We start from the raw sequence: 25,083 nt of genomic DNA on the forward strand, positions 1-25,083 counted from the left end.
TTACTCGCTCATCCAAAGGATGATGGCTTGGTAATCCTCGGCACTGCAGTCCATGCACAAACCACGCGGCGGCATCGCCTTGAAACCCTGGGTCACGTGTTGCACCAGCGTCTCCATACCTTTCGCCAACCTCGGCGTCCAAGCTTCCTGATCGCCTCTTTTGGGCGCCATGGGTAGTTGGCCGGAATGACAGGCACCACAAACACGGTTGTACACAGCTTCCGGATCCTGTGTAGCCTGTGCGCTGTAAAGCGGCATCAAGACTCCGGCAGCCAGCAGCCATTTCGTCATAAAACGACCTTTTCAGGGTTGAGAGCGTTCTGCGTTCTAATGCGCAATCAAAGTCTGTCGCTCTCGTGAACTTCATCCTTCGCTGGGACAAAGCACACACAAAATCTGCGGCATTATATACTGGCGTCACTGAAACGGAAGCGACACCGCGTTCCGCGCCCAATCCCGGCGCCGCCCACATCGGAAATCCCATGCAACTCAAGAATCCCATCCTCGGCCTGTGCCAACAGTCCACGTTCATGCTCAGTGCCGCCAAAGTCGATCAATGCCCTGACGACGAAGGCTTCGAAGTCGCGTTTGCCGGCCGTTCCAACGCCGGCAAATCCAGCGCACTGAACACATTGACTCACGCCAGCCTGGCGCGCACCTCGAAAACGCCGGGTCGCACACAGCTGTTGAACTTCTTCAAGCTAGACGAAGATCGCCGTCTGGTCGACCTGCCGGGCTACGGTTATGCAAAAGTACCGATCCCGCTGAAGATGCACTGGCAGCGTCACCTTGAGGCTTACCTCGGTGGCCGCGAGAGTTTGAAGGGTTTGATTTTGATGATGGACATCCGTCATCCAATGACCGACTTCGACCTGCTCATGCTCGACTGGGCCGTTGCGGCCGGCATGCCGATGCACATCCTGTTGACCAAGGCCGACAAACTGACCTACGGCGCAGCCAAAAACACCCTGCTCAAAGTGCAGTCGGAAATCCGCAAAGGCTGGGGCGATCAAGTCACCATCCAACTGTTCTCCGCTCCAAAACGCATGGGCCTGGAAGACGCCTACACTGTATTGGCAGGCTGGATGGAACTGGCTGACAAAGGCGCCGAGGCGGCAGCCGAGTAAGTCGGGATATGGAAATTTGTTTGTAGTGTGTTCAGGCAAGGCGAAAGGGCAGTGAAAAGCGGCCGGGGTCGCGCTCGACTTTAGGGTACCTAAATGAGCATTTGAGCTGCGTTTTCAACGCAGCATGAACGCGCTACAGACAAATTTTGGGCAAAAAAAGCCCCGGATTTCATTGGGGAGGGAGAAATTCCGGGGTTTAAGTTCCGAACCGCTAGGGCGGGGTTCAGATATCTGCCAACACTTAACACAACATAGGAGCATTGAAGGGCTTCACCAGCCATTCAGTAACTCTGAGTAGTGACCTTCCAGATTAGTTCAGATTATTTTCAAAAAGCTTTGGAATAACCCCAAGCGCTTTTCGAAATAAGCAGGATTTATCAGGTCTGCCGCGACGCTATGTCGCGGCGACCGACATCAACTGGCTCAGTGAGCCTCATCCCAATTGTTGCCCACACCCACTTCGACCAGCAGCGGTACATCCAGTTTCGCCGCTTCGCTCATGTGCACGCGGATTTCGGCGCTGACCTGTTCGACCAGATCCTCGCGAACCTCCAGCACCAATTCATCGTGTACCTGCAGGATGACGCGAGCGTCCAGCCCGGACGTCGCCAGCCATTCATCCACCGCCACCATGGCTTTCTTGATGATGTCGGCAGCGGTGCCCTGCATCGGCGCGTTGATCGCCGTGCGCTCGGCGGCAGCGCGTTCCTGCGGCTTGTTCGAGTTGATCTCCGGCAAATACAGACGACGACCAAAGAACGTCTCGACATAACCCTGATCCGCTGCCTGCGCGCGGGTGCGATCCATGTACTCACGAACCCCCGGATAACGGGCGAAGTAAGTGTCGATGTAAGCCTTGGCAGTCTTGGTGTCGACGCCGATGTCCTTGCCGAGCTTCTGCGCGCCCATGCCGTAGATCAGGCCGAAGTTGATCGCCTTGGCGCCACGACGCTGATCGGAGCTGACTTCGTGCAGTTCGACCTTGAACACTTCGGCAGCGGTGGCGGTGTGCACGTCGAGATTGTTGCGGAAGGCGTTCATCAAGCCTTCGTCCTTGGACAGGTGCGCCATGATCCGCAGTTCGATCTGCGAATAGTCCGCTGCCAGCAGTTTGTAGCCTTTCGGCGCGACGAACGCCTGACGGATACGACGGCCTTCAGCGGTGCGCACCGGGATGTTCTGCAGGTTCGGATCACTGGAAGACAAGCGACCGGTCGACGCCACAGCCTGGTGATACGAGGTGTGGATACGCCCGGTGCGCGGGTTGATCTGCTCCGGCAGACGATCGGTGTAAGTGCTTTTCAGCTTGCTCATCGAGCGGTGCTCCATCAGCACCTTCGGCAAGCGGTGATCGTCTTCGGCGAGTTTCGCCAACACTTCTTCAGCAGTGGACGGCTGGCCCTTGGCGGTCTTCTTCAGCACTGGCAGACCGAGTTTCTCGTAGAGAATTACGCCCAACTGCTTTGGCGAGCCGAGGTTGAATTCTTCCCCGGCGATCTCGAACGCTTCGCGCTCCAGCGCGACCATTTTGTTGCCCAACTCGATGCTCTGGATGCCGAGCAGCTCCGCGTCAACGAACGCGCCCTGGCGTTCGATGCGCGCCAGCACCGGCACCAACGGGATTTCGATGTCGGTCAGCACGCTGGCCAGACTCGGGATCGCGCTGAGTTTTTCGAACAGAGTCTGGTGCAGACGCAGGGTGATGTCGGCGTCTTCGGCGGCGTACGGGCCGGCCTGTTCCAGCGCGATCTGGTCGAAAGTCAGCTGCTTGGCGCCTTTGCCGGCGATGTCCTGGAAGCTCACGGTGGTGTGATCCAGATACTTCTGCGCGAGGCTGTCCATGTCGTGGCGGGTGGCGGTGGAGTTGAGCACGTAGGACTCAAGCATCGTGTCGAAGGCGATGCCGCGCACGCTGATGCCTTGGCTCTGATCACCACCGATGGCGCAGTTGGCCAGAATATTCATGTCGAACTTGGCGTGCTGGCCGACCTTGAGCTTGCTCGGATCTTCCAGAATCGGCTTGAGTGCACGCAGCACGGTGTCGCGATCCAGCTGCTCTGGCACGCCGATGTAGGAGTGGGTCAGCGGAATGTACGCGGCCTCGTTGGCCTGTACGGCAAACGACAGACCGACCAGTTGCGCCTGCTGCGCGTCGATGCCGGTGGTTTCGGTGTCGAAGGCGAACAGCTTGGCGTTGTTGAGTTTTTCCAGCCAGACGTCGAAACGTGCCTGATCGAGGATGGTTTCGTACGCCGCTTCGGTCGGAGCAGCAGGAGTTTCGATGTCTGGCGCGCTGAAAAGATCGCCAGCCGGCGCAGGCTCGCTGGCCGCGCTCAATTCCAGCCGTTTGGCGTCGCGATCCAGATCATTGATCCAGCTTTTGAATTCCAGCAGCGAGTACAGCTCGTAGAGCTTGGCCGGGTCTTCCGCGCCCATCTGCAAATCGTCGAGTTCGACGTCCAGCGGCACGTCGATCTTGATCGTCGCCAGTTGATAGGAGAGGAATGCCATCTCCTTGTGCTCTTCGAGCTTGGCCGGCAGGGTTTTCGCGCCGCGAATCGGCAGGGTCGGGACGATGTCGAGATTGGCGTACAGCTCGGTGAGGCCACCGTTGACGCCGACCAGCAAGCCGGAAGCGGTCTTCGGGCCGATGCCCGGAACGCCCGGAATGTTGTCGGACGAATCGCCCATCAGCGCCAGATAATCGATGATCTGCTCCGGTGCGACGCCGAATTTCTCCTTCACGCCTTCCACGTCCATCGAGCTACCGGACATGGTGTTGACCAAGGTAATGTGGCCATCGACCAGTTGCGCCATGTCCTTGTCGCCGGTGGAGATGATCACCGGACGATCCGCCGCCGCGCTGCTGCGGGCGAGGGTGCCGATCACGTCATCGGCCTCGACGCCTTCCACGCACAACAGCGGGAAACCGAGGGCGATCACGCTCTGGTGCAACGGCTCGATCTGCACGCGCATGTCGTCGGGCATGCTTGGGCGATTGGCTTTGTATTCGGCGTACATCTCATCGCGAAATGTCCCACCCTTGGCGTCGAACACCACGGCGAACGGGCTGTCCGGGTACTGCTTGCGCAGACTCTTGAGCATGTTCAGCACGCCTTTGACCGCACCGGTCGGCAGGCCTTTGGAAGTGGTCAGTGGTGGCAGCGCGTGAAAGGCGCGGTACAGGTAAGACGAACCGTCCACCAGGACGAGGGGGGCTTGGCTCATGAGCAGGATCAACCTTTTCGGCGGGTCCGGCGCTAGAATAGCGGGACCGTTGACGACAAAGGGACAAGGTTATCATGCGTACGTTAAATCGCTTGCTGCTGGTCGGTCTGATTGCTGCCTCACCGTTGGCCGCGATGGCGGCGGATGATGCACCGACAGGGGAGCCGGAAGTTACCATCCGCACGGAAGGCGACAAGACCATTCAGGAGTACCGCCAGAACGGTTTCCTCTATGCGATCAAAGTGACCCAGAAAGGCTTTCCGCCGTACTTTCTGGTGCGTGCCGACGGGACGGATGCCAACTTCATCCGCTCGGATCAGCCGGATATGCTGATTCCGTCATGGAAGATTTTCGAATGGAAGTAAGTTTTTAATTCACCCGGCGCCGCAATTGGCGGCGCCCGTACTGGCAGTTAAAACATGTCTGTGTTCACGCCCCTGGCTCGGCCCGAGCTGGAAACCTTTCTCGCCCCTTACGGGCTAGGCCGTCTGCTTGATTTCCAGGGGATCGCCGCCGGCAGCGAAAACACCAATTTCTTTATCAGCCTGGAGCAGGGCGAATTTGTCCTGACCCTGGTCGAGCGCGGCCCGGTGCAGGAGATGCCGTTCTTCATCGACCTGCTCGACGTGCTCCACGAAGCCGATCTGCCGGTGCCGTACGCACTGCGCACCACTGACGGTGTGGCGTTGCGCGAGCTGAAAGGCAAACCGGCGCTGCTGCAACCGCGTCTGTCCGGCAAACACATCAAAGTCGCCAATGCCCAGCATTGCGTGCAGGTCGGCGAATTGCAGGCGCATCTGCACCTGGCGACGCAGGGCGAGCGTATGATCAAGCGCAAGACCGATCGTGGCCTCGACTGGATGCTGGAAGAGGGCAACGCGTTTCTCTCGCACCTGAGCGATGAGCCGCGCGCGTTGCTGCAAAAGGCGCTGGATGAAATCAGCGAGCGCAAAGAGAAGATTCTCGCGTTGCCTCGGGCGAACATTCATGCGGATTTGTTTCGCGATAACGCGATGTTCGAAGGCACGCACCTGACCGGGCTGATCGACTTCTACAACGCCTGCTCGGGGCCGATGCTGTACGACGTGGCGATTGCCTTGAACGACTGGTGTTCGGACGAAGAAGGTTTGATCGATGGCCCGCGTGCCCGCGCATTCCTTGGCGCTTATGCGGCGCTGCGGCCGTTCACGGCGGCAGAGGCTGAGTTGTGGCCAACGATGCTGCGCGTGGCGTGTGTGCGGTTCTGGCTGTCGCGGTTGATCGCGGCGGAGCAGTTTGCCGGGCAGGACGTGTTGATTCACGATCCAAAAGAGTTTGAGCAGAAATTGGCGCAGCGGCAGCAGGTGCACACACCGTTGCCTTTCGCACTTTAAGATCAAAAGATCGCAGCCTTCGGCAGCTCCTACATGGAATCTCCTGTAGGAGCTGCCGAAGGCTGCGATCTTTTTCTATGGGGTTACAGAGATTCCAGGCACCCGGCCAGATCATTACCCAACTTTTCCAACACCTGCTCATAGCCCTGAGCCGTCGCCGGGGTGTACCCGCCCAACGCATCCAGCTCAGCCAGTTTCACTGGCAGGCCAGCGACCAACGTCTCCGCCAGACGCGGACGCAACGGCGGCTCGCTGAACACACAGGTTTTGCCGACTTCCTGCAAACGCTTGCGCATCGCCGCGACATGCTGCGCGCCCGGCTGCACTTCGGCGGCCACGCTGAACACCCCGGTGTGCTTCAGGCCGTAAGCCTCTTCAAAGTAATCAAACGCCTCGTGAAAGACGAAATACGGCTTGCCTTCTACGCTGGCCAGACGCTGCTTCAAGCGCTGATCCAATGCATCCAGACGCTCATCAAACGCCTTGGCATTGCTCTGATAGCGCTCGGCATTCGCCGGGTCGGCAGCGCTGAGGTCTGTGGCCATCTTGTCGGCAATCACTCGCGCATTCACCGGCGACAGCCACAAATGCGCATCCAGCGTACCTGGGCGGTGATCGTGATCATGCTCGTCGGCGTCTTCGGCGTGGGAGTGGCTGTCTTCAGCAAAACGGCGCAGCTTCATCCCCGGCAGATCCTGCACCGCCACGCTCGGCAGCGTACGACCGTTCAGCACGCGCGGCAGGAAACCCTCCATGTCCGGGCCGATCCAGTAAAGCAGATCGACCGATTGCACCTTCCGTACGTCGGATGGCCGCAGCGCGTAATTATGCGGCGAGGCACCCGGCGGCAGCAGCACTTCGGGAATCGCCACACCGTCCTGCACGGCCGCTGCAATCAGCTGCAACGGCTTGATGCTGGTGAGGACTTTGACCTCGGCCTGAGCCGAACCGATCAGCAGAAAACTGGCGACAAAAGCCACAAAAACAGAAAAAAGTCGGGACACGATGACCACTCAAGGAGGCGAGAACGGGTAACATAATAACGTCTCTATCAAAACTCGTCGCCGCCCATGCCTATTACACCGATTGCCAGCCGTCCCCACGACCACTCACATTGCGTGCACAGCGCTTTGTCCGAGGCCGATACCTTGTGCGCCCAGAAAGGCTTGCGCCTGACCGCGTTGCGCCGCCGGGTGCTGGAATTGGTGTGGCAAAGCCACAAGCCGCTGGGCGCCTACGACATTCTTGCGGTGCTGAGCGAGCAGGATGGCCGCCGCGCCGCGCCGCCAACCGTGTACCGTGCGCTGGACTTCCTCCTGGAAAACGGCCTGGTGCATCGTATTTCTTCGCTGAACGCCTTCGTTGGCTGCGTACACCCGGAACACGCGCATCAGGGCCAGTTCTTGATTTGCCGCGAATGCCACGCCGCCATCGAACTTGAGCAAAAAGTGATCAGCGACGCGATCATCAACAGCGCCAAAGACGTTGGTTTCATCGTCGAAGCGCAGACCGTCGAAGTCGTCGGCCTGTGCTCCGGTTGCCAGGGGGCTTGATGAGCAATGCGCTGATCCGTCTGGAACAGGTCGCCGTCACGTTTGCCGGGCAGACCGTGCTGGACAATATCGAGCTGAGCGTCGAGCCGGGGCAGATTGTCACCCTGATCGGCCCTAACGGCGCCGGCAAGACCACGCTGGTGCGCGCCGTGCTCGGGCTGTTGAAGCCGAACAGCGGCAGCGTCTGGCGCAAGCCGAAACTGCGCGTCGGCTATATGCCGCAAAAACTCCACGTCGATCCTACCTTGCCGCTTTCTGTGCTGCGCTTTCTGCGTCTGGTGCCGGGCGTTGACCGTCCGCGTGCGCTGGCCGCGTTGAAAGAAGTCGGCGCCGAACACGTTATCGACAGCCCGGTGCAAAGCGTTTCCGGAGGTGAAATGCAGCGCGTATTGCTGGCGCGGGCATTGCTGCGCGAGCCGGAATTGCTGGTGCTCGACGAGCCGGTGCAAGGCGTCGACGTCGCCGGGCAGGCCGAGTTGTACAGCCTGATCACCCGTCTGCGCGATCGCCATGGCTGCGGCGTGTTGATGGTGTCCCACGATTTGCATTTGGTGATGAGCACCACCGACCAGGTGGTCTGCCTCAACCGTCACGTCTGCTGCTCCGGGCATCCCGAGCAGGTCAGCGGCGATCCGGCGTTTGTCGAGCTGTTCGGCAAGAACGCGCAGAGCCTGGCGGTCTATCACCACCATCACGACCACGCTCACGACCTGCACGGTTCGGTGGTCAAAGGGCCGGTGATTGGCCAACCTCACGTTCACGGAGACAACTGCAAGCATGGCTGATTTTCTGTTGTATGCCCTGCTTGCAGGTCTGGCGCTGGCCCTGGTGGCCGGGCCGCTCGGTTCGTTTGTGGTCTGGCGACGCATGGCTTATTTCGGCGACACCCTGTCCCATGCCGCGTTGCTCGGTGTGGCGCTGGGCTTTTTGCTGGATGTCAGCCCGACGGTCGCGGTCACCGTAGGCTGTCTGCTGCTGGCGGTGCTTTTGGTGACTTTGCAACAGCGCCAACCGCTGGCGTCTGACACGCTTTTGGGAATTCTCGCACCCAGCACGCTCTCTCTTGGCCTGGTGGTACTAAGCTTCATGCATGAAGTGCGGATCGACCTGATGGCCTATCTGTTCGGCGACCTGCTGGCGATCAGCCCGACTGATCTGGCGTGGATCCTCGGCGGCAGCGCGGCGGTGCTGGTGTTGCTGGTGACATTGTGGCGGCCATTGCTGGCGATCACCGTGCACGAAGAACTGGCCAAGGTCGAAGGCCTGCCGGTTGCAGGTCTGCGCATGGCGCTGATGTTGTTGATTGCGGTGGTGATTGCGGTGGCGATGAAAATCGTCGGTGTGTTGCTGATTACTTCACTGCTGATCATTCCGGCGGCTGCGGCACAGCGTCACGCCCGTTCGCCGGAGCAGATGGCGGTCGGCGCGAGCCTGCTGGGTATGGTCGCGGTGTGTGGCGGCCTTGCTTTGTCATGGTTCAAGGACACCCCGGCAGGCCCGTCAATCGTTGTGACGGCGGCCGCACTGTTTCTCCTGAGTTTTGTTCTGCCCCGTCGTGGGGTGTAGACTTGGCCGCTTTTTGCGCAAATAGAGAGTCGCAGGAATGAAGCCGTTCGCCTCCCGTTATCTGCTCCTTGTCGCATTTTCAGTGCTGCTGGGCGCCTGCCAAAGTACCCCACCGGTGGTTGAAACCCCCGATGCGCGGGCTACGGCCATCGCACAGCTGGAGCAAAGCCTGGCCAGCAGCGAACTGGCCACCGCTGAAGACCAATTGGCCGCTTTGCAGAAAGAAACTCCCAATGATCAATCCCTTGAGCAATACCAGCGGCAATTGGCCGAAGCGTATCTGCGTCGCAGCCAGATCGTGTTGCAGAAGGGTGATGTGAATGCCGCCGCTACGGCGCTGAGCCGTGCCCGCGTGCTGATGCCGAAAGCGCCGGCGCTGACCGGTGGCGTCAACGGCGCGATTACTGAAGCGCGCAAGGCTGAGCTGGAGAAGGCTGAAGCAGCGCTGCTGGCCGCTGAGGCCAAGCCGAAAGCCAAGGTGATCGATCCGACCGCCGAGAGCACCACGGTTGCGCTGAACATCACCGATAGCCACAAACTTCGCCGCCAACTGGATGCGATCGCCGCCGATGTGGTGAATTATGAGTGTGGGGTGACGATTCAGGCACCACGGACGAATGACTATCCTTGGTTGTCGACGTTGCTGACCAAGCGGGTGAAGAAGCTCAACCCGGATTTTGATCTGAAAATCGAGAAGCAGATCGTGCGCACGGTGCCGGCGCAGATGGTTTTGAGTCCGCGTAAACCTTAAAAAGCTTCGCGAGCAAGCCCGCTCCCACATTGGTTCCGTGTCGTACACGAATCCAATGTGGGAGCGGGCTTGCTCGCGAAGGCGTCCTTTCAGGCAGCTAACAACTTAAGCCGGAATGGCCTTAGCCTTAGGCTCACGAGCCCAAACCCTATGTTGCCCAATCGCAGCAAAGAACGGCTTGGTCAGCCCCGGTACATCCTTGCCTTGCAACAACCCGGCATCCGCTTCCAGTTTCAGCAGATCCTGCAGTTGCTTGGCATCACCCTGCAACGCAATCGCCTTCAAATGCTTGTAGGCCTCCAGCACGTAGTGCAATGCCACGCCGTCACCGCTCAACGCCTTGACCGACGCCGCGCCGCCCGGCACAAACACCGCATCGAAAATCACCGACGGCATGCCTTCCATTGAAGCATCCACAGGCAACATTTTACCGTCCGCAGTTTTCACCGGCGCCGAAGTCGGGCCGAGCAATTTCGCGTGCGCACCTTCCGCCGCCAATGCCTTCTTCATCGCATCAATCGCCGCACCATCGACACCGTTGGCAGCAAGAATCGCCACTTTGCGGGTTTTGATATTCTCTGGCAGCAGATTCGCCTGGCTCAACGCTGGCGAGTGATCGAACGACACCTTGCGCGCATCCACCGTGCCTTTGGTAGGCGCAGGCAGACCCAGGTTGGCCGCGACACGTTTGGCCAGTTCCAGATCAATGTTGGCCAGAATCTCGTTCACTTCGCGCGCGCGGATGAACTCGCGTTCAACCTTGCCCAGCTCGAAGCTGTAAGCGGCAATGATGTGCTCCTTCTCGTGCGGGCTCATGCTGTTGAAGAACAACGTTGCCTGAGAGAAGTGATCGCTGAACGACTCGCTGCGCTGGCGGATCTTGTTCGCATCGATGCGCTCTGGATAACTTTCAAAACCACCGTCCTGTGCAGCCGGCGGGGTTTCTTTCGGCCAGCCGCCATCAATCGAGTTCGGCTCATAAGAAGCACGACCCTTATCGATCACCGTGCGGTGCTGCGCATCGCGCTGGCCGTTGTGGAATGGCGCGACCGGACGGTTGATCGGCAGCTCATGAAAGTTCGGCCCACCAAGTCGGCTGATTTGCGTATCGGTGTAGGAAAACAATCGACCTTGCAGCAGCGGGTCATTGGAGAAGTCGATGCCCGGCACGATGTGGCCGGGGCAGAACGCAACCTGCTCGGTCTCGGCGAAGAAGTTGTCCGGGTTACGGTTCAAGGTCATTTTGCCCAGCGGCGTGATCGGCACGATTTCTTCGGGGATCAGCTTGGTCGGGTCGAGGATGTCGAAATCGAAGTCGTGCTCGTTTTCCTCCTCGATGATCTGTACGCCGAGTTCCCATTCCGGGTAGTCGCCCATCTCGATCGCTTCCCAGAGGTCGCGACGATGGTAGTCGGTGTCTTTACCGGCGAGCTTCTGCGCCTCATCCCACACCAGTGAGCAAGTGCCGGCAGTCGGGCGCCAGTGGAATTTGACGAAGCGCGATTTGCCTTCGGCGTTGATCAGCCGGAAGGTATGCACGCCGAAGCCTTGCATGCTGCGCAGGCTTTTCGGGATCGCCCGGTCAGACATCGCCCAGATAACCATGTGCGCTGATTCCGGCACCAAGGACACGAAATCCCAGAAGGTGTCGTGGGCCGAACCACCGGTAGGGATTTCATTGTGCGGCTCGGGTTTCACTGCGTGGACGAAGTCGGGAAATTTGATCGCGTCCTGAATGAAGAAGACCGGCATGTTGTTGCCGACCAGGTCGAAGTTGCCTTCATCGGTGAAGAACTTCACCGCGAAACCGCGCACGTCGCGTACTGTATCGCCGGAACCACGCGGGCCCTGCACCGTGGAAAAGCGCACAAACACCGGCGTCTTTTTCCCCGGATCCTGTAGGAAACCGGCCTTGGTCAGCGTCGAATGGTTCTCGTAAGCCTGAAAGAAACCATGGGCGCCAGTGCCGCGCGCGTGGACGATGCGCTCCGGGATGCGTTCATGGTCAAAGTGCGTGATTTTTTCACGCATGATGAAGTCTTCAAGCAGCGATGGCCCGCGCGGGCCGGCCTTCAGGGTGTTCTGGTTGTCAGCAATCTTGACGCCCTGATTGGTGCGCAGGGCTTGGCCAGTGGCGTCGGAGCGGAATTTCTCCAGGCTGTCGAGTTTGGCGTTGGTGTTGGCTCGATCCGGGGCATCGGTTCCGGCCATCTGGCTTTTGTCGGACGTAGGCTTCTTGCTCATCAGTCGTAAACTCCTCGGTTGACCCCGTGTTTGCCGGGGACTCTTGAGTGGTTCCCGGGCACGGCACCCAGGGTTTTCAAGTCGCTTACTTAGTGACTGATGAGGCGCTCGGAGCGTTCCTTTTTTATGACCTTTGATCTTGTTATTGCCAAATCGAAGGTTAATTGCGAAATAAATGCTAAGAACCTCTATACGGACAGGCTAAAATGCGCGCCCGGCTAACCGCTGATCCTTTTCTAACGCGCCCCACAAGGTTCGCTACGTGATCGAGTTTCAAAACGTCCACAAGACTTACCGCGTCGCCGGTAAGGACATTCCCGCGCTGCACCCAACCAGTCTCTCGATTGAGAACGGTCAGGTCTACGGCCTGATCGGCCATTCCGGTGCGGGAAAAAGTACCCTGCTGCGTCTGATCAATCGCCTGGAAGATTCCAGCGGCGGCAAGATCTTCGTCGACGGTGAAGAAGTCACCGCGCTCGACGCCAAAGGCCTGCGCCGTTTCCGTCAGCAAGTCGGGATGATTTTCCAGCACTTCAACCTGTTGGCCTCCAAGACCGTCGCCGACAACGTTGCGTTGCCGCTGACCCTGGCCGGTGAGTTGTCGACCAGCGAGATCAATCAGCGTGTGGCTGAACTGCTGGCGCGCGTTGGTTTGTCTGACCACGCCAAGAAGTACCCGGCGCAATTGTCTGGCGGCCAGAAGCAGCGCGTCGGCATCGCCCGCGCTCTGGCGACCAAGCCGAAGATTCTGCTGTGCGACGAGGCCACCAGTGCCCTCGACCCACAGACCACGGCCTCGGTGCTGCAACTGCTGGCCGAGATCAACCGCGAGCTGAAACTGACCATCGTCCTGATTACCCACGAGATGGACGTGATTCGTCGCGTCTGCGATCAAGTGGCGGTGATGGACGCTGGCGTGATCGTCGAGCAAGGTTCGGTGGCCGATGTGTTCCTGCATCCGCAGCACCCGACCACCAAGCGTTTTGTCCAGGAAGACGAGCAAGTCGATGAAGGCGAGCAGCGTGATGATTTCGCGCACGTGCCGGGCCGTATCGTCCGTCTGACGTTCCAGGGCGAAGCGACCTACGCGCCTTTGCTCGGTACTGTCGCCCGGGAAACCGGGGTCGACTACAGCATCCTCGCCGGTCGTATCGACCGCATCAAAGACATCCCCTACGGGCAATTGACCCTGGCCGTCACCGGTGGCGACATGGAAGCGGCCTTCGCCCGCTTCACCGCCGCTGATGTCCACATGGAGGTGCTGCGTTAATGGAAATGTTCGACGCTGCAATCAAGAATTACGACGCCGCGATAGAAGCCATCAAGCTGTTCTTCCAGAACATCGACTGGCTGGAAATCGGCCTGGCCACCAACGACACCATGATGATGCTCGGCGGCTCGCTGCTGTTCACCGTGTTGCTCGGCCTGCCGCTGGGCGTGTTGCTGTTTCTCTGCAGCCCGCGCCAGTTGCTGGAAAACCGCGTTCTCTACGCGATCATGTCGTTGGCGGTGAACATCCTGCGTTCGCTGCCGTTCATTATTCTGTTGATCGTGATGATCCCGCTCACCGTGCTGATTACTGGCACGTCGCTGGGCGTGGCCGGTGCGATTCCGCCGCTGGTGGTGGGTGCCACGCCGTTCTTCGCGCGTCTGGTGGAAACCGCGCTGCGTGAAGTCGATCGCGGCATCATCGAAGCGACCCAGGCCATGGGCGCGACCACGCGGCAGATCATTCTCAACGCGTTGCTGCCAGAGGCCCGTCCGGGTATCTATGCAGCGATTACGGTGACGGCGATTACACTGGTTTCCTACACGGCAATGGCCGGTGTGGTCGGCGCCGGTGGTCTGGGTGATCTGGCGATCCGTTTCGGCTACCAGCGTTTCCAGACTGACGTGATGATCGTCACCGTGGTGTTGCTGCTGATTCTGGTGCAAGTGCTGCAGATGGTGGGCGACCGTTTGGTCGTGCATTTCTCGCGCAAATAAGCGGTTTTGTATTGAACAGATGAGCCGGCCATTCGCTGGCAGGCGCCAGACGGGCGCCTCATAAGGAGTTAGCTGAATGAAAAAACTGATCGCTGCTTTCGCTGCCGTTGCAGCATTCTCGGCCCACGCCGAAACTCTGACCGTTGCCGCCACTCCGGTGCCGCACGCAGAAATCCTCGAGTTCGTGAAGCCAGCACTGGCCAAAGAAGGCGTGGATCTGAAGGTCAAGGTCTTCACCGACTATATTCAGCCGAACGTACAGGTCGCCGAAAAGCGTCTGGACGCCAACTTCTTCCAGCACCAGCCGTACCTCGATGAGTTCAACAAGGCCAAAGGCACCAACCTGGTCGCCGTGACCGGTGTGCACCTGGAGCCGCTGGGCGCTTACTCGAGCAAGATCAAAGACCTGAAAGACCTGCCAAGCGGCGCCAACGTGGTGATCCCGAACGACGCCACCAATGGCGGCCGTGCGCTGTTGCTGCTGGCCAAGGCTGGCGTGATCACGTTGAAGGATCCGACCAACATCCTGTCGACCGTCAAAGACATCGCGACCAACCCGAAAGACCTGAAAATCCGTGAACTGGAAGCCGCGACCATCCCGCGCGTGCTGACACAGGTCGATCTGGCGCTGATCAACACCAACTACGCGCTGGAAGCCAAGCTCGATCCGTCCAAGGATGCGCTGGTGATTGAAGGTAATGACTCGCCGTACGTGAACATCCTCGTGTCCCGCCCGGACAACAAGGACAGCGACGCGATGCAGAAACTGGCTGCTGCGCTGCACAGCCCGGAAGTGAAGAAATTCATTACCGAGAAGTACAAAGGCGCGGTGCTGCCGGCGTTCTGATCACGCTACAACACTGATCGTGCCCATGCTCCGCGTGGGCATGCATCCCCGGACGCAGAGCGTCCCTTGCTGCATTCCCACGCAGAGCGTGGGAACGATCAAAGAAAAAGGGGACGCCATGAGCGTCCCCTTTTTTGTGTCTGGTGAATGGCTTTTGACCTGCTGTGAAGCTTCCCCTCACCCCAGCCCTCTCCCTGAGGGAGAGGGGGTCGACCGAGCTGTCTGGCGTCATACATCGACCTGAAAGATCCAGTCGATTATGGATTCGACACAGCACATCGACCTGAACGTTCTTGGCGATTATGGATTCAAAGCAGCACGTTCATTTCGGCGTAATTCTTGAATATCCCCCATTCAGTTCCCTCTCCCTCCGGGAGAGGGCTAGGGTGAGGGGCTTTTAGGGGCCGACCGAGGTGTCTGGCGCCATACATCGACTGAAAGATCTTGGCGATTATGGATTCAAAGCAGCACGTTCATTTCGGCGTAATTCTTGAATATCCCCCATTCAGTCCCCTCTCCCTCCGGGAGAGGGTTAGGGTGAGGGGCTCTTGGCTTTTAAACTGTCACTTACGGTTAAGCATGACCGGGAGTTGCGCAACCAGTTTGGCGTTGTTCAATGGCGCACGAATAAACCCACGCTGGGTGCCATCCGGGCCAATCACCGCGAGGTTACCGCTGTGATCCACCGTGTAATTCGGCTTATTGGTATCCGCTGGAATAAACGGAATACTCACCGCATTCGCCACCTTCTGCAGCTCTTCAATCGAGGTCGGCGTCAGGCCGACAAACTGCGGATCAAAGTAGCCCAGATACTGCTTCAACTGCTTCGGGTTATCGCGGTTCGGGTCAACGCTGACCAGCACGATCTGCAATTTATCCACAGCGTCTTTCGGCAGTTCACTCTTGATCTGCCGCAGCTGTGCGAGGGTGGTCGGGCAGATGTCCGGGCAAAAGGTGTAGCCAAAAAACAGCAAACTCCACTTACCTTTCAACTCATTGATCGCCACCGGTTTGCCGTCCTGATCGGTCATCGTCACGTCCGGCAGGGTGCGGCTCTGCGGCAGCAGGATAATGCCGGCATCGATCAGCGCAGTCGGGTCGCCCTGGCCCTTGCCGCTCAGCACTTTGTTGACGGTCAGGCCGAGGATCAGCGCGATCACGGCGACGAGGATGAAGACGGTTTTCTGGGTTCGAGTCATAGGTTCAACAGTAAGTAGTGGTCTACGAGCAGGGCGATGAACAGCAGGAACAAGTACCAAATAGAGTACTTGAAGGTGTTGATCGCCGCGTGCGGCCGAGTGCCACGGTACAGCACCACGGCCCATTGCAGAAACCTTGCGCCCAGAGCGAGCGCGCAAATCAGGTAGAGCACGCCGCTCATGTGGATCACGTACGGCAACAGACTCACCGCCAGCAGCGCGAAGGTGTACAGCAGAATGTGCACTTTGGTGTAGTGCTCGCCGTGGGTGACCGGCAGCATCGGGATGTCGGCTTTGGCGTATTCCTCTTTGCGATGGATCGCCAGCGCCCAGAAGTGCGGCGGCGTCCAGGCGAAGATGATCAGCACCAGCAACAACGGTTCGGCGCTGACGTGGCCGGTGGCGGCGGTCCAACCCAACAGAGGTGGGGCGGCGCCGGCGAGGCCACCGATGACGATGTTCTGCGGCGTCGCACGTTTGAGGAAACCGGTGTAGATCACCGCGTAACCGAGCAGCGAAGCGAGCGTTAGCCACGCCGTCAGCGGATTGGTGAAGGTCAGCAACAACGCCTGACCAAGCAGCGCCAATGCCAATGCAAAGGTCAGCGCCGCTGCGGGCGAAACCCGGCCCTCGGCCAACGGCCGTTTATGCGTACGCGCCATCACTGCATCAATGCGCCGATCGACCACATGATTGACCGCCGCCGCGCCACCGGCACACAACGCGATACCCAGATTGCCGAACACCAGCACCGTCCATGGCACCCCGGCGCGGGTCGCGAGGAACATGCCGACCAGCGAGGTGATCAGCATCAACACCACGACTTTCGGTTTGGTCAGTTCCAGATAATCACGCCAGATCGCCTGATGCGGACGTTCGCCAATCAGAATCGCCACGGCGTTTCTCCTTTAATAGTGATGGGCGCGGCCGAGTGTTTACGCGGGCTCAGGCGCCAGCGCGCGAGCACCGGTTGTTTAACCCGAACCAGACTGGTGCGCGCGTGGTAATTGACCAGCACCATGGTCAGCAACAACGCGGCCCCGCCGGCGTTATGCGCGACCGCCACTGGCAGCGGCAGATGGAACAACACGTTGCTGATGCCGAGGGTGATCTGCGCCGCGAGGGCGATCAGCACCAGACCAGCCAGCCGTGTCATGCCGACCACTTTCAATTGCCACGCCAAACCGAGGAGCACCAAAGTCACCAATAGCGCGCCGATCCGGTGAGTCAGGTGAATCGCCGTGCGCGCATCGCTGTCGAGTTGCCCGCCGAGATAATTCGGGCCGATGTGTTGCGTCAGATGAAAGCCGTTGGCGAAATCCGCCGGTGGCAACCACTGCCCGTGGCAGGTTGGGAAGTCGATACACGCCACCGCCGCGTAGTTGGAGCTGACCCAGCCACCCAGCGCGATCTGGCCAATCACCAACAATAATCCCGCCGTTGCCCAATATTGCAAACGCTTGGGCACGGTCAGCGCCGGCAACACCCCGGACAATCGCAACGTCAGCAAAAACAGCAGACTCAAGGTCGCAAAACCGCCGAGCAAATGCCCGGTGACCACTTGCGGCCAGAGCTTGAGCGTCACCGTCCACATGCCAAACGCCGCTTGCGCAAACACCACCGCCAGCAGAAACAGTGGCAGCTTCAATGGCTGCCCCGGATGGCGACGGTTAACCCACGCGCGCCCGGCCAGAATCGAAATGAGCAGGCCGAGGGTGCCGGCAAAGTAGCGGTGGATCATCTCGTTCCAGCCCTTGTGCGCCTCCACCGGCGAGTCGGGGTAATGCAGTTCGGCATGGGCCAGTTGCGCTTCGCTTTTCGGCACGCTGATAAAACCGTAGCAACCCGGCCAGTCCGGACAGCCGAGGCCGGCGTGGGTCAGGCGCGTATAGGCGCCGAGCAGCACCACAATCAGGGCCAGCAGGGTGGCAAACAGCGCGAGGCGAAATCCAGGTTTGGCCATGACGATGCCCTTATCCGATGTTCGACAGTTTCAGCAGATGACGCAGGTCGTTGAGCAGATCCTTGCCCTTCACATTCGGCTCATAACGCAGCACGAGATTGCCGTGGGGGTCGATGATCCACAGTTGCGGCGTGGCTTTGTCGCCCGTGGTTTTACTGAACACAGCGGCGTCCAGCGGATAGCGTTGCAGCTGTGGATATTCGCGGTTGAGCTTGGCGTCGTAATCAGCGCTGACCGGTTGCGCAGCGGCGAGGGCATGGCTGGCGCGGCCGGCATCGCGGCCGAGGCCGATCTGGATCTGCCGCGCCAGATACACCAGTTGCTGGCAATCCACCGCGCAATCTTTCGGCGCGGTGACCAGGATCTGCCAACGATCCTCGTCGGCCTGCACGCCGAGGTCGGCGCGGGTCTGGCCGTTGCCGATCAGTTCACCGTGATAGCTGCGACCTTCCGGCACCCAGAACTGCAATTTGTACATGCCGGTGGCGAGCACCATCGGGCCAATCACGCCAAGCAAAATCAGCAGCAGCTGAATGCGCCCGCGACGGCGGCTGGCGGCAGGTTTCGCCTCAGACATGCTGGGTGGATTCATGGCCGTTCCCATGGTGTTTCTCCTTTGCGTTGTGCAAGCCCAAATAGACGTAGAGGCCGAGCAGGGCGGTGGCCATGGCGAACCACTGCACGGCGTAACCGAGGTGTTTTTCCGGGCCCATCGCAACCACCGGCCAATCGGCCTCGTAGCTGGCCGGGCCGGGTTCGGCGCGTAATTCGTAGGCGAAGCCGTCGCGGTCGAGGGTTTGCCACAGCTTGGCGGGTTCGACGGCGGTGATGGTTTGTGGCCAGGTGCTGCTGACTGGATCAGCGTGCAACTGGAAAGTGGCGCCGGGGGCGACGTAGACCCAGGCATCGATATTCAACGCCTCAGTGGGCGTAGTGAATTGCGGCGGTACACGGCGATCCGGCCACGGCAACCAGCCGCGATTGACCAGCATCCACAAACCGCTGCGTTGATCCTGAAACGGTTGCAGCAACTCGACGCCGACCTTGCCGTTACGCTGGCGGTTATCCAGCAACAGACTGTGCGCGGCATCGAACTGGCCGTGCAGGTGCACGCGGCGATAGGCCGGATCGGATGTGTGTGGCAACTCGGTGCTGGCCATCGGCTCGGCCGCGCGGCGTTCGGCGTAACTGGCGAGCAGGGCGGTTTTCTCGGCGCCTCGGCTCAGTTGCCAAAAGCCCAAAGACACCAATAGCGGCAACAATAACGCCACCACCACGGTCGGAATCACGCCCGGACGAAAGCGCTTCATGGCCGCGCCACAAAGTCAGTCGTTGCGCTCGCTATACTCAACTGCATCGCCTGTCCCCCGGAGTTCTTCCCATGCTCAAAACAGCGATCGTCCTGATGCTGATTGCCACGGTGATCAGCCTGTTCAGCGGCCTGTTTTTCCTGGTCAAGGACGACAGCAGTTCCAATCGCCTGGTCATCGCCTTGAGTGTTCGGGTGGCATTGGCCGCTGGTACCGTCGGCTTGATCGCCTGGGGCTTTTACAGCGGCCAATTGGTCTCGCATGCGCCTTGGTAGCGTTGATCCTCAGAGCACGTAAACGAAGATAAACAGGCCGATCCACACCACATCGACGAAGTGCCAATACCAGCTCGCCGCTTCGAAGCCGAACTGGTGCTCGTTGTCGAAGTGGCCCTTCATGATCCGCATCAGCATCACAAACAGAATGATCGTGCCGATGGTCACATGGGCGCCGTGGAACCCGGTGAGCATGAAGAACGTCGCGCCATAAATGCCCGAACCGAGGGTCAGCCCCAGTTCGTGATAGGCGTGAATGTATTCCTCAGCCTGGAAACCGAGAAACGCGCAACCGAGCAGCACGGTGATCGCCAGCCAGATTTTCAGCGCGCCGCGATGGCCCTTTTTCAAGGCATGGTGGGCGATGGTGATGGTCACGCTGGAGCTGACCAGCAGGATCGTATTGATCAGCGGCAGGCCCCACGGGCTGATGACGTCCTTGGGCGGCGGGAACAGTTTCGGATCCGGCGTGTGCAGCAGCGGCCAGGTGAACTGGAAGTTCGGCCAGAGCATGTGTGCGATGCCTTTGGTGCCTTCGCCGCCGAGCGCCGGGCCGGAGACGTGGCGCACGTAAAACAGCGCACCGAAGAAGGCGACGAAGAACATCACCTCGGAGAAGATGAACCAACTCATGCCCCAGCGAAACGAGCGATCCAGCTGCGCGCTGTAGAGCCCCGCGCGGCTTTCCTTGATCACCGCGCCGAACCAGCCGAACAGCATGTACGCCAGCAACAGGCCGCCGACGAAAAAGATGTACGGGCCGTGGGATTCCGGGCGCGCCGCCTTTAGATCGTTGAACCAGACGGCCAGGCCGTACACGGTGATGGCCATGCCGAAGGTCGCAATGATCGGCCATTTGCTTTGCGGCGGAACGTAATAATGCTCATGAGTTGCCATTTATTGTTCTCCTTATCGGGCACGCTCAACCGCCAGTGTTTACAGCCACCGGTGGATGTCGGGCGGTGATATCGAACAGCGTGTAGGACAGCGTCAGGTGCTTCACATCCTTGGGCATGTCGCGGTCAACAATGAAGCGCACCGGCATCTCGATCTGCTGACCGGGCTGCAGCACTTGCTGGGTAAAGCAAAAGCATTCGGTCTTGTGGAAATACGCCGCCACGTTGCTCGGCGCGATGCTCGGCACGGCTTGCGCACTCATCGGTTTGTCGGTGGGGTTGCGCGCGATGAAGATCATCTCGTTGACTGCGCCGGGGTTAGCGGTGAGTTCGTCATGCTTGGGATAGAAATCCCACGGCATGTCGACGTTGTTGGTTGACAGAAACTGCACGCGCACCTGGCGCGAAGTGTCGACTACCTGCTCACCCTCGTACTGCCCACCGGTCTTGCCGTTGATGCCGAAGGCTTTGCACATCACGTCGTAGATCGGCACCAAAGCAAAACCGAACACGAACATCGCCACCACTACACCGAGGAGGCGGGTGACGAGCTTCTTCATCGACACCGAGTCAGCCATGGCTTGCACCCCTTATCGGTGATGCCTTTGTGGCGAGGGGATTTATCCCCGTTGGGTTGCGCAGCAGCCCTGAATCCAGCGCACACGGTTTGCCTGATAAATCTCGGTTGCAGGTTTTGGGGCTGCTTCGCAACCCAGCGGGGATAAATCCCCTCGCCACAGGGGATCTGTGTACTGCCCAATAAGAGTTGTGAACATCCATAGGGGATCTGTGTGCATCCAGAGAAGATTTGTAAGCATCCACGGCGGATCTGTGCCTTTGCACAAATTTCACAAAAGGCTGGATATTCATTTCACTTCCGGCGGTGTGGTGAAGGTGTGGTACGGCGCCGGTGACGGCACGCTCCACTCCAGACCTTCCGCGCCATCCCAAGGTTTGGCCGGTGCTGGCGGGCCGCCGCGAATGGTCTTGATCACAATGAACAGGAAGAAAATCTGCGTCGCGCCAAACATGAACGCGCCAATCGACGAGACCATGTTGAAGTCGGCGAACTGCAGGTTGTAGTCCGGAATCCGTCGTGGCATCCCCGCCAATCCGACAAAGTGCATCGGGAAGAAGGTCAGGTTCATGCCGACAAACGACAGCCAGAAATGCAGTTTGCCGAGGGTTTCGTCGTACATGTGGCCAGTCCATTTCGGCAGCCAGTAATAGGTCGACGCGAAGATCCCGAAGATCGCCCCCGGCACCAGCACGTAGTGGAAGTGCGCGACGACGAAGTAGGTGTCCTGATACTGGAAGTCCGCCGGGGCGATGGCCAGCATCAGCCCGGAGAAACCGCCGATGGAGAACAGGATCACGAACGCCACGGCAAACAGCATCGGCGTCTCGAAGGTCAGCGAGCCTTGCCACATGGTGCTGGCCCAGTTGAACACCTTCACCCCGGTCGGCACCGCGATCAGCAGCGTGGCGTACATGAAGAATAACTCGCCCACCAACGGAATGCCGACCACGAACATGTGGTGCGCCCAGACAATGAACGACAGGAAGGCAATGCTCGCCGTGGCGTAGACCATCGAGGTGTAGCCAAACAGCGGCTTGCGCGAAAAGGTCGGAATGATCGAGCTGACGGCGCCGAAGGCCGGCAGGATCATGATGTACACCTCGGGATGCCCGAAGAACCAGAACACATGCTGGAACAACACCGGGTCACCGCCACCGGCCGCACTGAAGAAACTGGTGCCGAAGTGAATGTCCATCAGCATCATCGTCACGCACCCGGCCAGTACCGGCATCACCGCGATCAGCAGGAATGCGGTGATCAGCCAGGTCCAGACGAACAGCGGCATTTTCATCAGCGTCATGCCGGGGGCGCGCAGGTTGAGAATGGTCGCGATCACGTTGATCGCGCCCATGATCGAGCTGATGCCCATCAAGTGGATGGCGAAGATGAAGAAGGTCACGCTTTCCGGCGCGTACGTCGTCGACAGCGGCGCGTAGAACGTCCAGCCGAAGTTCGGCCCGCCACCGGGGGTGAACAGGGTCGATACCAGGATCAGGAACGCCGCCGGCAACAGCCAGAAACTGAAGTTGTTCATCCGGGGCAGGGCCATGTCCGGCGCGCCGATCATCAACGGGATCATCCAGTTGGCGAGACCGACGAAGGCCGGCATCACCGCACCGAAGACCATCACCAGACCGTGCATGGTGGTCATCTGGTTGAAGAACGCCGGCTCGACGATTTGCAGCCCCGGCTGGAACAGTTCGGCGCGAATCACCATCGCGAACGTACCGCCGAGCAGGAACATGCAGAACGCAAACCACAGGTACAGCGTACCGATGTCCTTGTGGTTGGTGGTCAGCACCCAGCGCATCAGGCCTTTGGCAGGGCCGTGGGCGTGGTCGGCATGACCATGGTCATCGATGACAGCGCTCATGGCCGGTCTCCTTTACGTGAGTGGGCGAGGCAGGCCGGGGCGCGCTGCCCCGGCCGGTTCACGAAGTACGCGATAGACCGGCTCATTTGCTTTCCGCCTGTTTCAGCTCCAGCACTTCTTTTGGCGTGACCATGTCGCCCTTGTTGTTGCCCCAGGCGTTACGTTCGTAGGTCACGACCGCTGCGATATCGACTTCCGACAGCTGCTTGCCGAACGCCGCCATGGCGGTGCCGGGCTTGCCGTGGAAGACGATGCTCAAGTGGCCTTCTTTCGGTCCGGTGGCGATTTTCGAGCCCTTGAGCGCCGGGAACATCGGCGGCAGGCCCTGGCCTTCGGCCTGGTGACAGGCGACGCAGGTGGTGTGATAAATCTTGTCGCCGCGTTCTTTAAGTTCGTCGAGCGTCCACTCCTTGCTGGTCAGCTCTTTAAGCTGCGCGGCTTCGGCTTTGCGCTCGGCGAGCCATTTGTCGTAGTCGGCCTTCTCCTTGACCTCGACCACGATCGGCATGAAGCCGTGATCCTTGCCACACAGTTCGGCGCACTGGCCACGGTAGATGCCGGGCTTGTCGATGCGCGTCCACGCTTCGTTGACGAACCCCGGGATCGCATCGCGTTTGACCGCGAAGGCCGGCACCCACCACGAGTGGATAACGTCGGCGGAGGTCACGAGGAAGCGCACCTTGGCCCCGGTCGGCAGCACCAACGGCTTATCGACCTCGAGCAAGTAGTGCTCGCCCTTGGCTTCCTTGTTGTGGATCTGCTCGGCGGGGGTGGCCAGGTTGCTGAAGAACTCGACGTCCTGGCCCAGGTATTTGTAGTGCCACTTCCACTGATAACCGGTGATCTGGATATCGATATCCGGCTCACTGGTGTCGTACATCTTGATCAGGGTGGCGGTCGCCGGCACGGCCATCGCTACCAGAATCAGGAACGGTACGACGGTCCAGAGAATCTCGACGGTGGTGCTTTCGTGGAATTTTGCGGCGACCTGCCCGGTAGAACGGCGGTGCACCATCATCGACCAGAACATGGCGCCGAAGACGATGATCCCGATCACCACACAGATCCAGAAAATGGTCATGTGCAGGTCGAATACTGCGTGACTGATTTCAGTCGCTCCAGGCGCCATATTCACAGTCCATGCGGCGTGTGCCGGACTGAAAATCGACCACAACAGGAGGCCCATCCAGACGTGTGGATGTCGCATCATTGCGGGTTCCCCTTATCGTTCTTGTTATCCCGCCGGCTTTCGCCTGCGGCAAGGGAGCGGCTGCATCAGACTACGAACTTGAATCGCCGGGCCTTGCTGCGGGTGCAGTCGGGCGTCATCAGCTAACTCCATTCACTGGCGAGTATAGTCAGCGGCTGAGAATTGCAACGTGGCGAGGTAAATGATCTGAAACAGCTGGAACTTGCGTTCAAGGGCACGAATGGAGAAGGATGCAGACGAGTGGTGGCAAATCGATATAACGCAGCTGCATCAAGGATGAAATAATTATGACAAATGCGTCTTAGCAATTTTCGTAAGCCAGCTAAGTTATGTCTTCCCTAATTCATTGCCTTGTTTCCTGGAGTTTTCATGAACACCGCCGCATTGCGCGAGCAGATCCAAACAGCCCAACAGCATGAGAAAGACACCGGCCTGCTGACCCGTCAGCTGGAAAGCAAGCTGCCTCATTTACACCCGGCCATTCAACTGCCGGAAGCCGACGCCCAAGGCGTGCTGACGCGTTTTGTCGCCGCCTACATCGATGAAGTGCCAGACCTGCTGGATGCAGCCAATGAAGTCGCCAGGGAAGCGGGAATCGAATCGCAGATCAAACCGGTGCTGAAAATCGCCGAGCAGTATTTCCTCCAGCCACCCGCCATCATGGCCGGGCATGTTGGCCTGGACAGCCTGCTTGATGAAGCCTATCTGGCGCACCGTTTTGTCGAAGAGGTCAACGACCTGTACATCAAGCATTTCGGCCAGCCACTGATCCCCTTGGACATGACGGTCGCCAACTTGATTGCTCACCAATTGATCGGTGAGGAATTTGCCAACCAACTGGACGAAGCGGTGCATCACGCGATCGACGAGATGCTCAACGACGAAAGTTTTGCGCTGGAATCGGTAGAAGCCTACCGCGAAAAACTCAGCAGCCCGGACACCGGCGCCGCGTGGAAACGCTGGCCGTGCATGAGCCGCCGATTGGGCGTAGGCCTGGAACTCGACCAGCCCGCCGCCTGATTTCACACGATCCGATGTAGGAGCTGCCGCAGGCTGCGATCTTTTGATCTTGTTTTTTACAATCAAGATCAAAAGATCGCAG

At 59.4% G+C, this 25,083-nt stretch carries 25 protein-coding genes; 12 read left to right on the forward strand and 13 right to left on the reverse strand.

The features are described 5' to 3' along the window. Positions 1 to 291, reverse strand: a complete 291-nt coding sequence (locus tag QMX93_RS14260; RefSeq protein WP_053125398.1) for a c-type cytochrome — start codon at positions 289 to 291, stop codon at positions 1 to 3. A 191-nt stretch (positions 292 to 482) separates the two neighbouring features. Between QMX93_RS14260 and yihA the strand changes: the two genes are divergently transcribed. Continuing rightward, positions 483 to 1,127: a ribosome biogenesis GTP-binding protein YihA/YsxC gene (gene yihA, locus QMX93_RS14265; RefSeq protein ID WP_282356628.1), complete on the forward strand. Its 645-nt coding sequence runs from the start codon at positions 483 to 485 to the stop codon at positions 1,125 to 1,127. Between the two features lie 423 nt (positions 1,128 to 1,550). On the opposite strand, the gene polA is transcribed toward yihA, so the two are convergent. Continuing rightward, a complete protein-coding gene (gene polA / locus QMX93_RS14270; RefSeq protein WP_282356629.1) occupies positions 1,551 to 4,355 on the reverse strand; it encodes a DNA polymerase I in 2,805 nt (934 codons plus the stop codon). 74 nt (positions 4,356 to 4,429) lie between these two features. On the opposite strand from polA, the gene QMX93_RS14275 reads away from it, so the two are divergent. Together QMX93_RS14275 and QMX93_RS14280 are read left to right on the forward strand one after the other, a co-directional pair. Next, a complete protein-coding gene (locus QMX93_RS14275; protein ID WP_159813381.1) occupies positions 4,430 to 4,720 on the forward strand; it encodes a DUF2782 domain-containing protein in 291 nt (96 codons plus the stop codon). A gap of 54 nt (positions 4,721 to 4,774) precedes the next feature. Continuing rightward, entirely contained in the window at positions 4,775 to 5,728 is a 954-nt protein-coding gene (locus QMX93_RS14280; protein WP_282356631.1) for a homoserine kinase, read from the forward strand. A gap of 83 nt (positions 5,729 to 5,811) precedes the next feature. Here QMX93_RS14280 and QMX93_RS14285 read toward each other — a convergent pair whose 3' ends face one another. Beyond that, on the reverse strand, positions 5,812 to 6,732 hold the full coding sequence (locus QMX93_RS14285; protein WP_282356633.1) for a zinc ABC transporter substrate-binding protein: 921 nt from the start codon (positions 6,730 to 6,732) through the stop codon (positions 5,812 to 5,814). 66 nt (positions 6,733 to 6,798) lie between these two features. Here QMX93_RS14285 and QMX93_RS14290 point away from each other — a divergent pair, with 66 nt between their 5' ends. From QMX93_RS14290 to QMX93_RS14305, 4 genes are read left to right on the forward strand one after another with little or no spacing between them, the layout of a single operon-like run. Continuing rightward, positions 6,799 to 7,281, forward strand: a complete 483-nt coding sequence (locus QMX93_RS14290) for a Fur family transcriptional regulator (RefSeq protein ID WP_053125415.1) — start codon at positions 6,799 to 6,801, stop codon at positions 7,279 to 7,281. After that, positions 7,281 to 8,066: a zinc ABC transporter ATP-binding protein ZnuC gene (gene znuC / locus QMX93_RS14295; RefSeq protein WP_053125416.1), complete on the forward strand. Its 786-nt coding sequence runs from the start codon at positions 7,281 to 7,283 to the stop codon at positions 8,064 to 8,066. The genes QMX93_RS14290 and znuC overlap by 1 nt, the downstream gene beginning before the upstream one ends. Further along, on the forward strand, positions 8,059 to 8,847 hold the full coding sequence (znuB, locus tag QMX93_RS14300) for a zinc ABC transporter permease subunit ZnuB (RefSeq protein ID WP_282356634.1): 789 nt from the start codon (positions 8,059 to 8,061) through the stop codon (positions 8,845 to 8,847). The genes znuC and znuB overlap by 8 nt, the downstream gene beginning before the upstream one ends. A 37-nt stretch (positions 8,848 to 8,884) precedes the next feature. Continuing rightward, positions 8,885 to 9,598, forward strand: coding sequence for a PA5502 family lipoprotein (locus QMX93_RS14305; RefSeq protein WP_159813373.1), 714 nt, complete (start codon positions 8,885 to 8,887; stop codon positions 9,596 to 9,598). Positions 9,599 to 9,703: 105 nt separating this feature from the next. Here QMX93_RS14305 and katE read toward each other — a convergent pair whose 3' ends face one another. Further along, positions 9,704 to 11,845 (reverse strand): catalase HPII, encoded by a 2,142-nt coding sequence (gene katE, locus QMX93_RS14310; RefSeq protein ID WP_282356645.1) that lies wholly within the window; start codon positions 11,843 to 11,845, stop codon positions 9,704 to 9,706. Between the two features lie 259 nt (positions 11,846 to 12,104). Here katE and QMX93_RS14315 point away from each other — a divergent pair, with 259 nt between their 5' ends. The 3 genes from QMX93_RS14315 to QMX93_RS14325 all read left to right on the forward strand — a co-directional run bounded on the left by QMX93_RS14315 (position 12,105) and on the right by QMX93_RS14325 (position 14,675). Beyond that, positions 12,105 to 13,112 carry a methionine ABC transporter ATP-binding protein gene (locus QMX93_RS14315; protein ID WP_007911748.1) on the forward strand — a complete coding sequence of 336 codons (1,008 nt, stop codon included), beginning with the start codon at positions 12,105 to 12,107 and terminating at the stop codon, positions 13,110 to 13,112. Between the two features lie 5 nt (positions 13,113 to 13,117). Continuing rightward, the gene (locus tag QMX93_RS14320; protein ID WP_172680176.1) at positions 13,118 to 13,828 is read left to right on the forward strand and encodes a methionine ABC transporter permease; all 711 of its coding nucleotides are present in this window, start codon (positions 13,118 to 13,120) and stop codon (positions 13,826 to 13,828) included. Between the two features lie 76 nt (positions 13,829 to 13,904). Next, entirely contained in the window at positions 13,905 to 14,675 is a 771-nt protein-coding gene (locus QMX93_RS14325; RefSeq protein WP_159813371.1) for a MetQ/NlpA family ABC transporter substrate-binding protein, read from the forward strand. Between the two features lie 563 nt (positions 14,676 to 15,238). Here QMX93_RS14325 and QMX93_RS14330 read toward each other — a convergent pair. Genes QMX93_RS14330 through QMX93_RS14350 form a run of 5 tightly spaced genes read right to left on the reverse strand, consistent with a single transcriptional unit; the run spans position 15,239 to position 19,147 of the window. Further along, a complete protein-coding gene (locus QMX93_RS14330) occupies positions 15,239 to 15,874 on the reverse strand; it encodes an SCO family protein (protein WP_282356636.1) in 636 nt (211 codons plus the stop codon). Beyond that, a complete protein-coding gene (gene cyoE / locus QMX93_RS14335) occupies positions 15,871 to 16,770 on the reverse strand; it encodes a heme o synthase (protein WP_282356637.1) in 900 nt (299 codons plus the stop codon). The genes QMX93_RS14330 and cyoE overlap by 4 nt, the downstream gene beginning before the upstream one ends. Continuing rightward, positions 16,758 to 17,837, reverse strand: coding sequence for a COX15/CtaA family protein (locus tag QMX93_RS14340; protein WP_159813365.1), 1,080 nt, complete (start codon positions 17,835 to 17,837; stop codon positions 16,758 to 16,760). The genes cyoE and QMX93_RS14340 overlap by 13 nt, the downstream gene beginning before the upstream one ends. A gap of 10 nt (positions 17,838 to 17,847) precedes the next feature. Then, positions 17,848 to 18,441, reverse strand: a complete 594-nt coding sequence (locus QMX93_RS14345; RefSeq protein WP_159813363.1) for a hypothetical protein — start codon at positions 18,439 to 18,441, stop codon at positions 17,848 to 17,850. Beyond that, positions 18,407 to 19,147 (reverse strand): SURF1 family protein, encoded by a 741-nt coding sequence (locus QMX93_RS14350; RefSeq protein WP_282356641.1) that lies wholly within the window; start codon positions 19,145 to 19,147, stop codon positions 18,407 to 18,409. The genes QMX93_RS14345 and QMX93_RS14350 overlap by 35 nt, the downstream gene beginning before the upstream one ends. Before the next feature lie 71 nt (positions 19,148 to 19,218). Between QMX93_RS14350 and QMX93_RS14355 the strand changes: the two genes are divergently transcribed. Next, positions 19,219 to 19,422, forward strand: a complete 204-nt coding sequence (locus QMX93_RS14355) for a twin transmembrane helix small protein (RefSeq protein ID WP_016986462.1) — start codon at positions 19,219 to 19,221, stop codon at positions 19,420 to 19,422. Between the two features lie 9 nt (positions 19,423 to 19,431). Here the strand turns inward: QMX93_RS14355 and QMX93_RS14360 are convergent, their stop codons facing one another. The 4 genes from QMX93_RS14360 to coxB all read right to left on the reverse strand — a co-directional run bounded on the left by QMX93_RS14360 (position 19,432) and on the right by coxB (position 23,981). Further along, the gene (locus QMX93_RS14360; RefSeq protein ID WP_053125435.1) at positions 19,432 to 20,319 is read right to left on the reverse strand and encodes a cytochrome c oxidase subunit 3; all 888 of its coding nucleotides are present in this window, start codon (positions 20,317 to 20,319) and stop codon (positions 19,432 to 19,434) included. Positions 20,320 to 20,344: 25 nt separating this feature from the next. Next, positions 20,345 to 20,896 (reverse strand): cytochrome c oxidase assembly protein, encoded by a 552-nt coding sequence (locus tag QMX93_RS14365; protein WP_282356642.1) that lies wholly within the window; start codon positions 20,894 to 20,896, stop codon positions 20,345 to 20,347. Positions 20,897 to 21,184: 288 nt separating this feature from the next. After that, positions 21,185 to 22,771 carry a cytochrome c oxidase subunit I gene (gene ctaD / locus QMX93_RS14370; RefSeq protein ID WP_016986466.1) on the reverse strand — a complete coding sequence of 529 codons (1,587 nt, stop codon included), beginning with the start codon at positions 22,769 to 22,771 and terminating at the stop codon, positions 21,185 to 21,187. Positions 22,772 to 22,853: 82 nt separating this feature from the next. Then, positions 22,854 to 23,981: a cytochrome c oxidase subunit II gene (coxB, locus tag QMX93_RS14375; RefSeq protein ID WP_053125439.1), complete on the reverse strand. Its 1,128-nt coding sequence runs from the start codon at positions 23,979 to 23,981 to the stop codon at positions 22,854 to 22,856. Between the two features lie 369 nt (positions 23,982 to 24,350). On the opposite strand from coxB, the gene QMX93_RS14380 reads away from it, so the two are divergent. Next, the gene (locus QMX93_RS14380; protein WP_053125446.1) at positions 24,351 to 25,001 is read left to right on the forward strand and encodes a hypothetical protein; all 651 of its coding nucleotides are present in this window, start codon (positions 24,351 to 24,353) and stop codon (positions 24,999 to 25,001) included. The last annotated feature ends 82 nt before the right edge of the window (positions 25,002 to 25,083 follow it).

This window comes from Pseudomonas sp. PS01303 (genome assembly GCF_029959385.1).
In the GTDB taxonomy this organism is placed as follows: domain Bacteria; phylum Pseudomonadota; class Gammaproteobacteria; order Pseudomonadales; family Pseudomonadaceae; genus Aquipseudomonas; species Aquipseudomonas rustica.

Bases quoted from the DNA above. Each gene is read 5' to 3' on its own strand.
- polA (WP_282356629.1), bottom strand. From the start codon at position 4,355: ATGAGCCAAGCCCCCCTCGTCCTGGTGGACGGTTCGTCTTACCTGTAC.
- QMX93_RS14350 (WP_282356641.1), bottom strand. From the start codon at position 19,147: ATGAAGCGCTTTCGTCCGGGCGTGATTCCGACCGTGGTGGTGGCGTTA.
- yihA (WP_282356628.1), top strand. From the start codon at position 483: ATGCAACTCAAGAATCCCATCCTCGGCCTGTGCCAACAGTCCACGTTC.
- QMX93_RS14365 (WP_282356642.1), bottom strand. From the start codon at position 20,896: ATGGCTGACTCGGTGTCGATGAAGAAGCTCGTCACCCGCCTCCTCGGT.
- QMX93_RS14260 (WP_053125398.1), bottom strand. From the start codon at position 291: ATGACGAAATGGCTGCTGGCTGCCGGAGTCTTGATGCCGCTTTACAGC.
- QMX93_RS14330 (WP_282356636.1), bottom strand. From the start codon at position 15,874: ATGACTCGAACCCAGAAAACCGTCTTCATCCTCGTCGCCGTGATCGCG.
- QMX93_RS14325 (WP_159813371.1), top strand. From the start codon at position 13,905: ATGAAAAAACTGATCGCTGCTTTCGCTGCCGTTGCAGCATTCTCGGCC.
- QMX93_RS14345 (WP_159813363.1), bottom strand. From the start codon at position 18,441: ATGGGAACGGCCATGAATCCACCCAGCATGTCTGAGGCGAAACCTGCC.
- QMX93_RS14305 (WP_159813373.1), top strand. From the start codon at position 8,885: ATGAAGCCGTTCGCCTCCCGTTATCTGCTCCTTGTCGCATTTTCAGTG.
- coxB (WP_053125439.1), bottom strand. From the start codon at position 23,981: ATGATGCGACATCCACACGTCTGGATGGGCCTCCTGTTGTGGTCGATT.
- QMX93_RS14290 (WP_053125415.1), top strand. From the start codon at position 6,799: ATGCCTATTACACCGATTGCCAGCCGTCCCCACGACCACTCACATTGC.
- ctaD (WP_016986466.1), bottom strand. From the start codon at position 22,771: ATGAGCGCTGTCATCGATGACCATGGTCATGCCGACCACGCCCACGGC.
- QMX93_RS14320 (WP_172680176.1), top strand. From the start codon at position 13,118: ATGTTCGACGCTGCAATCAAGAATTACGACGCCGCGATAGAAGCCATC.
- QMX93_RS14340 (WP_159813365.1), bottom strand. From the start codon at position 17,837: ATGGCCAAACCTGGATTTCGCCTCGCGCTGTTTGCCACCCTGCTGGCC.
- QMX93_RS14355 (WP_016986462.1), top strand. From the start codon at position 19,219: ATGCTCAAAACAGCGATCGTCCTGATGCTGATTGCCACGGTGATCAGC.
- QMX93_RS14280 (WP_282356631.1), top strand. From the start codon at position 4,775: ATGTCTGTGTTCACGCCCCTGGCTCGGCCCGAGCTGGAAACCTTTCTC.
- QMX93_RS14360 (WP_053125435.1), bottom strand. From the start codon at position 20,319: ATGGCAACTCATGAGCATTATTACGTTCCGCCGCAAAGCAAATGGCCG.
- znuC (WP_053125416.1), top strand. From the start codon at position 7,281: ATGAGCAATGCGCTGATCCGTCTGGAACAGGTCGCCGTCACGTTTGCC.
- QMX93_RS14380 (WP_053125446.1), top strand. From the start codon at position 24,351: ATGAACACCGCCGCATTGCGCGAGCAGATCCAAACAGCCCAACAGCAT.
- znuB (WP_282356634.1), top strand. From the start codon at position 8,059: ATGGCTGATTTTCTGTTGTATGCCCTGCTTGCAGGTCTGGCGCTGGCC.
- QMX93_RS14275 (WP_159813381.1), top strand. From the start codon at position 4,430: ATGCGTACGTTAAATCGCTTGCTGCTGGTCGGTCTGATTGCTGCCTCA.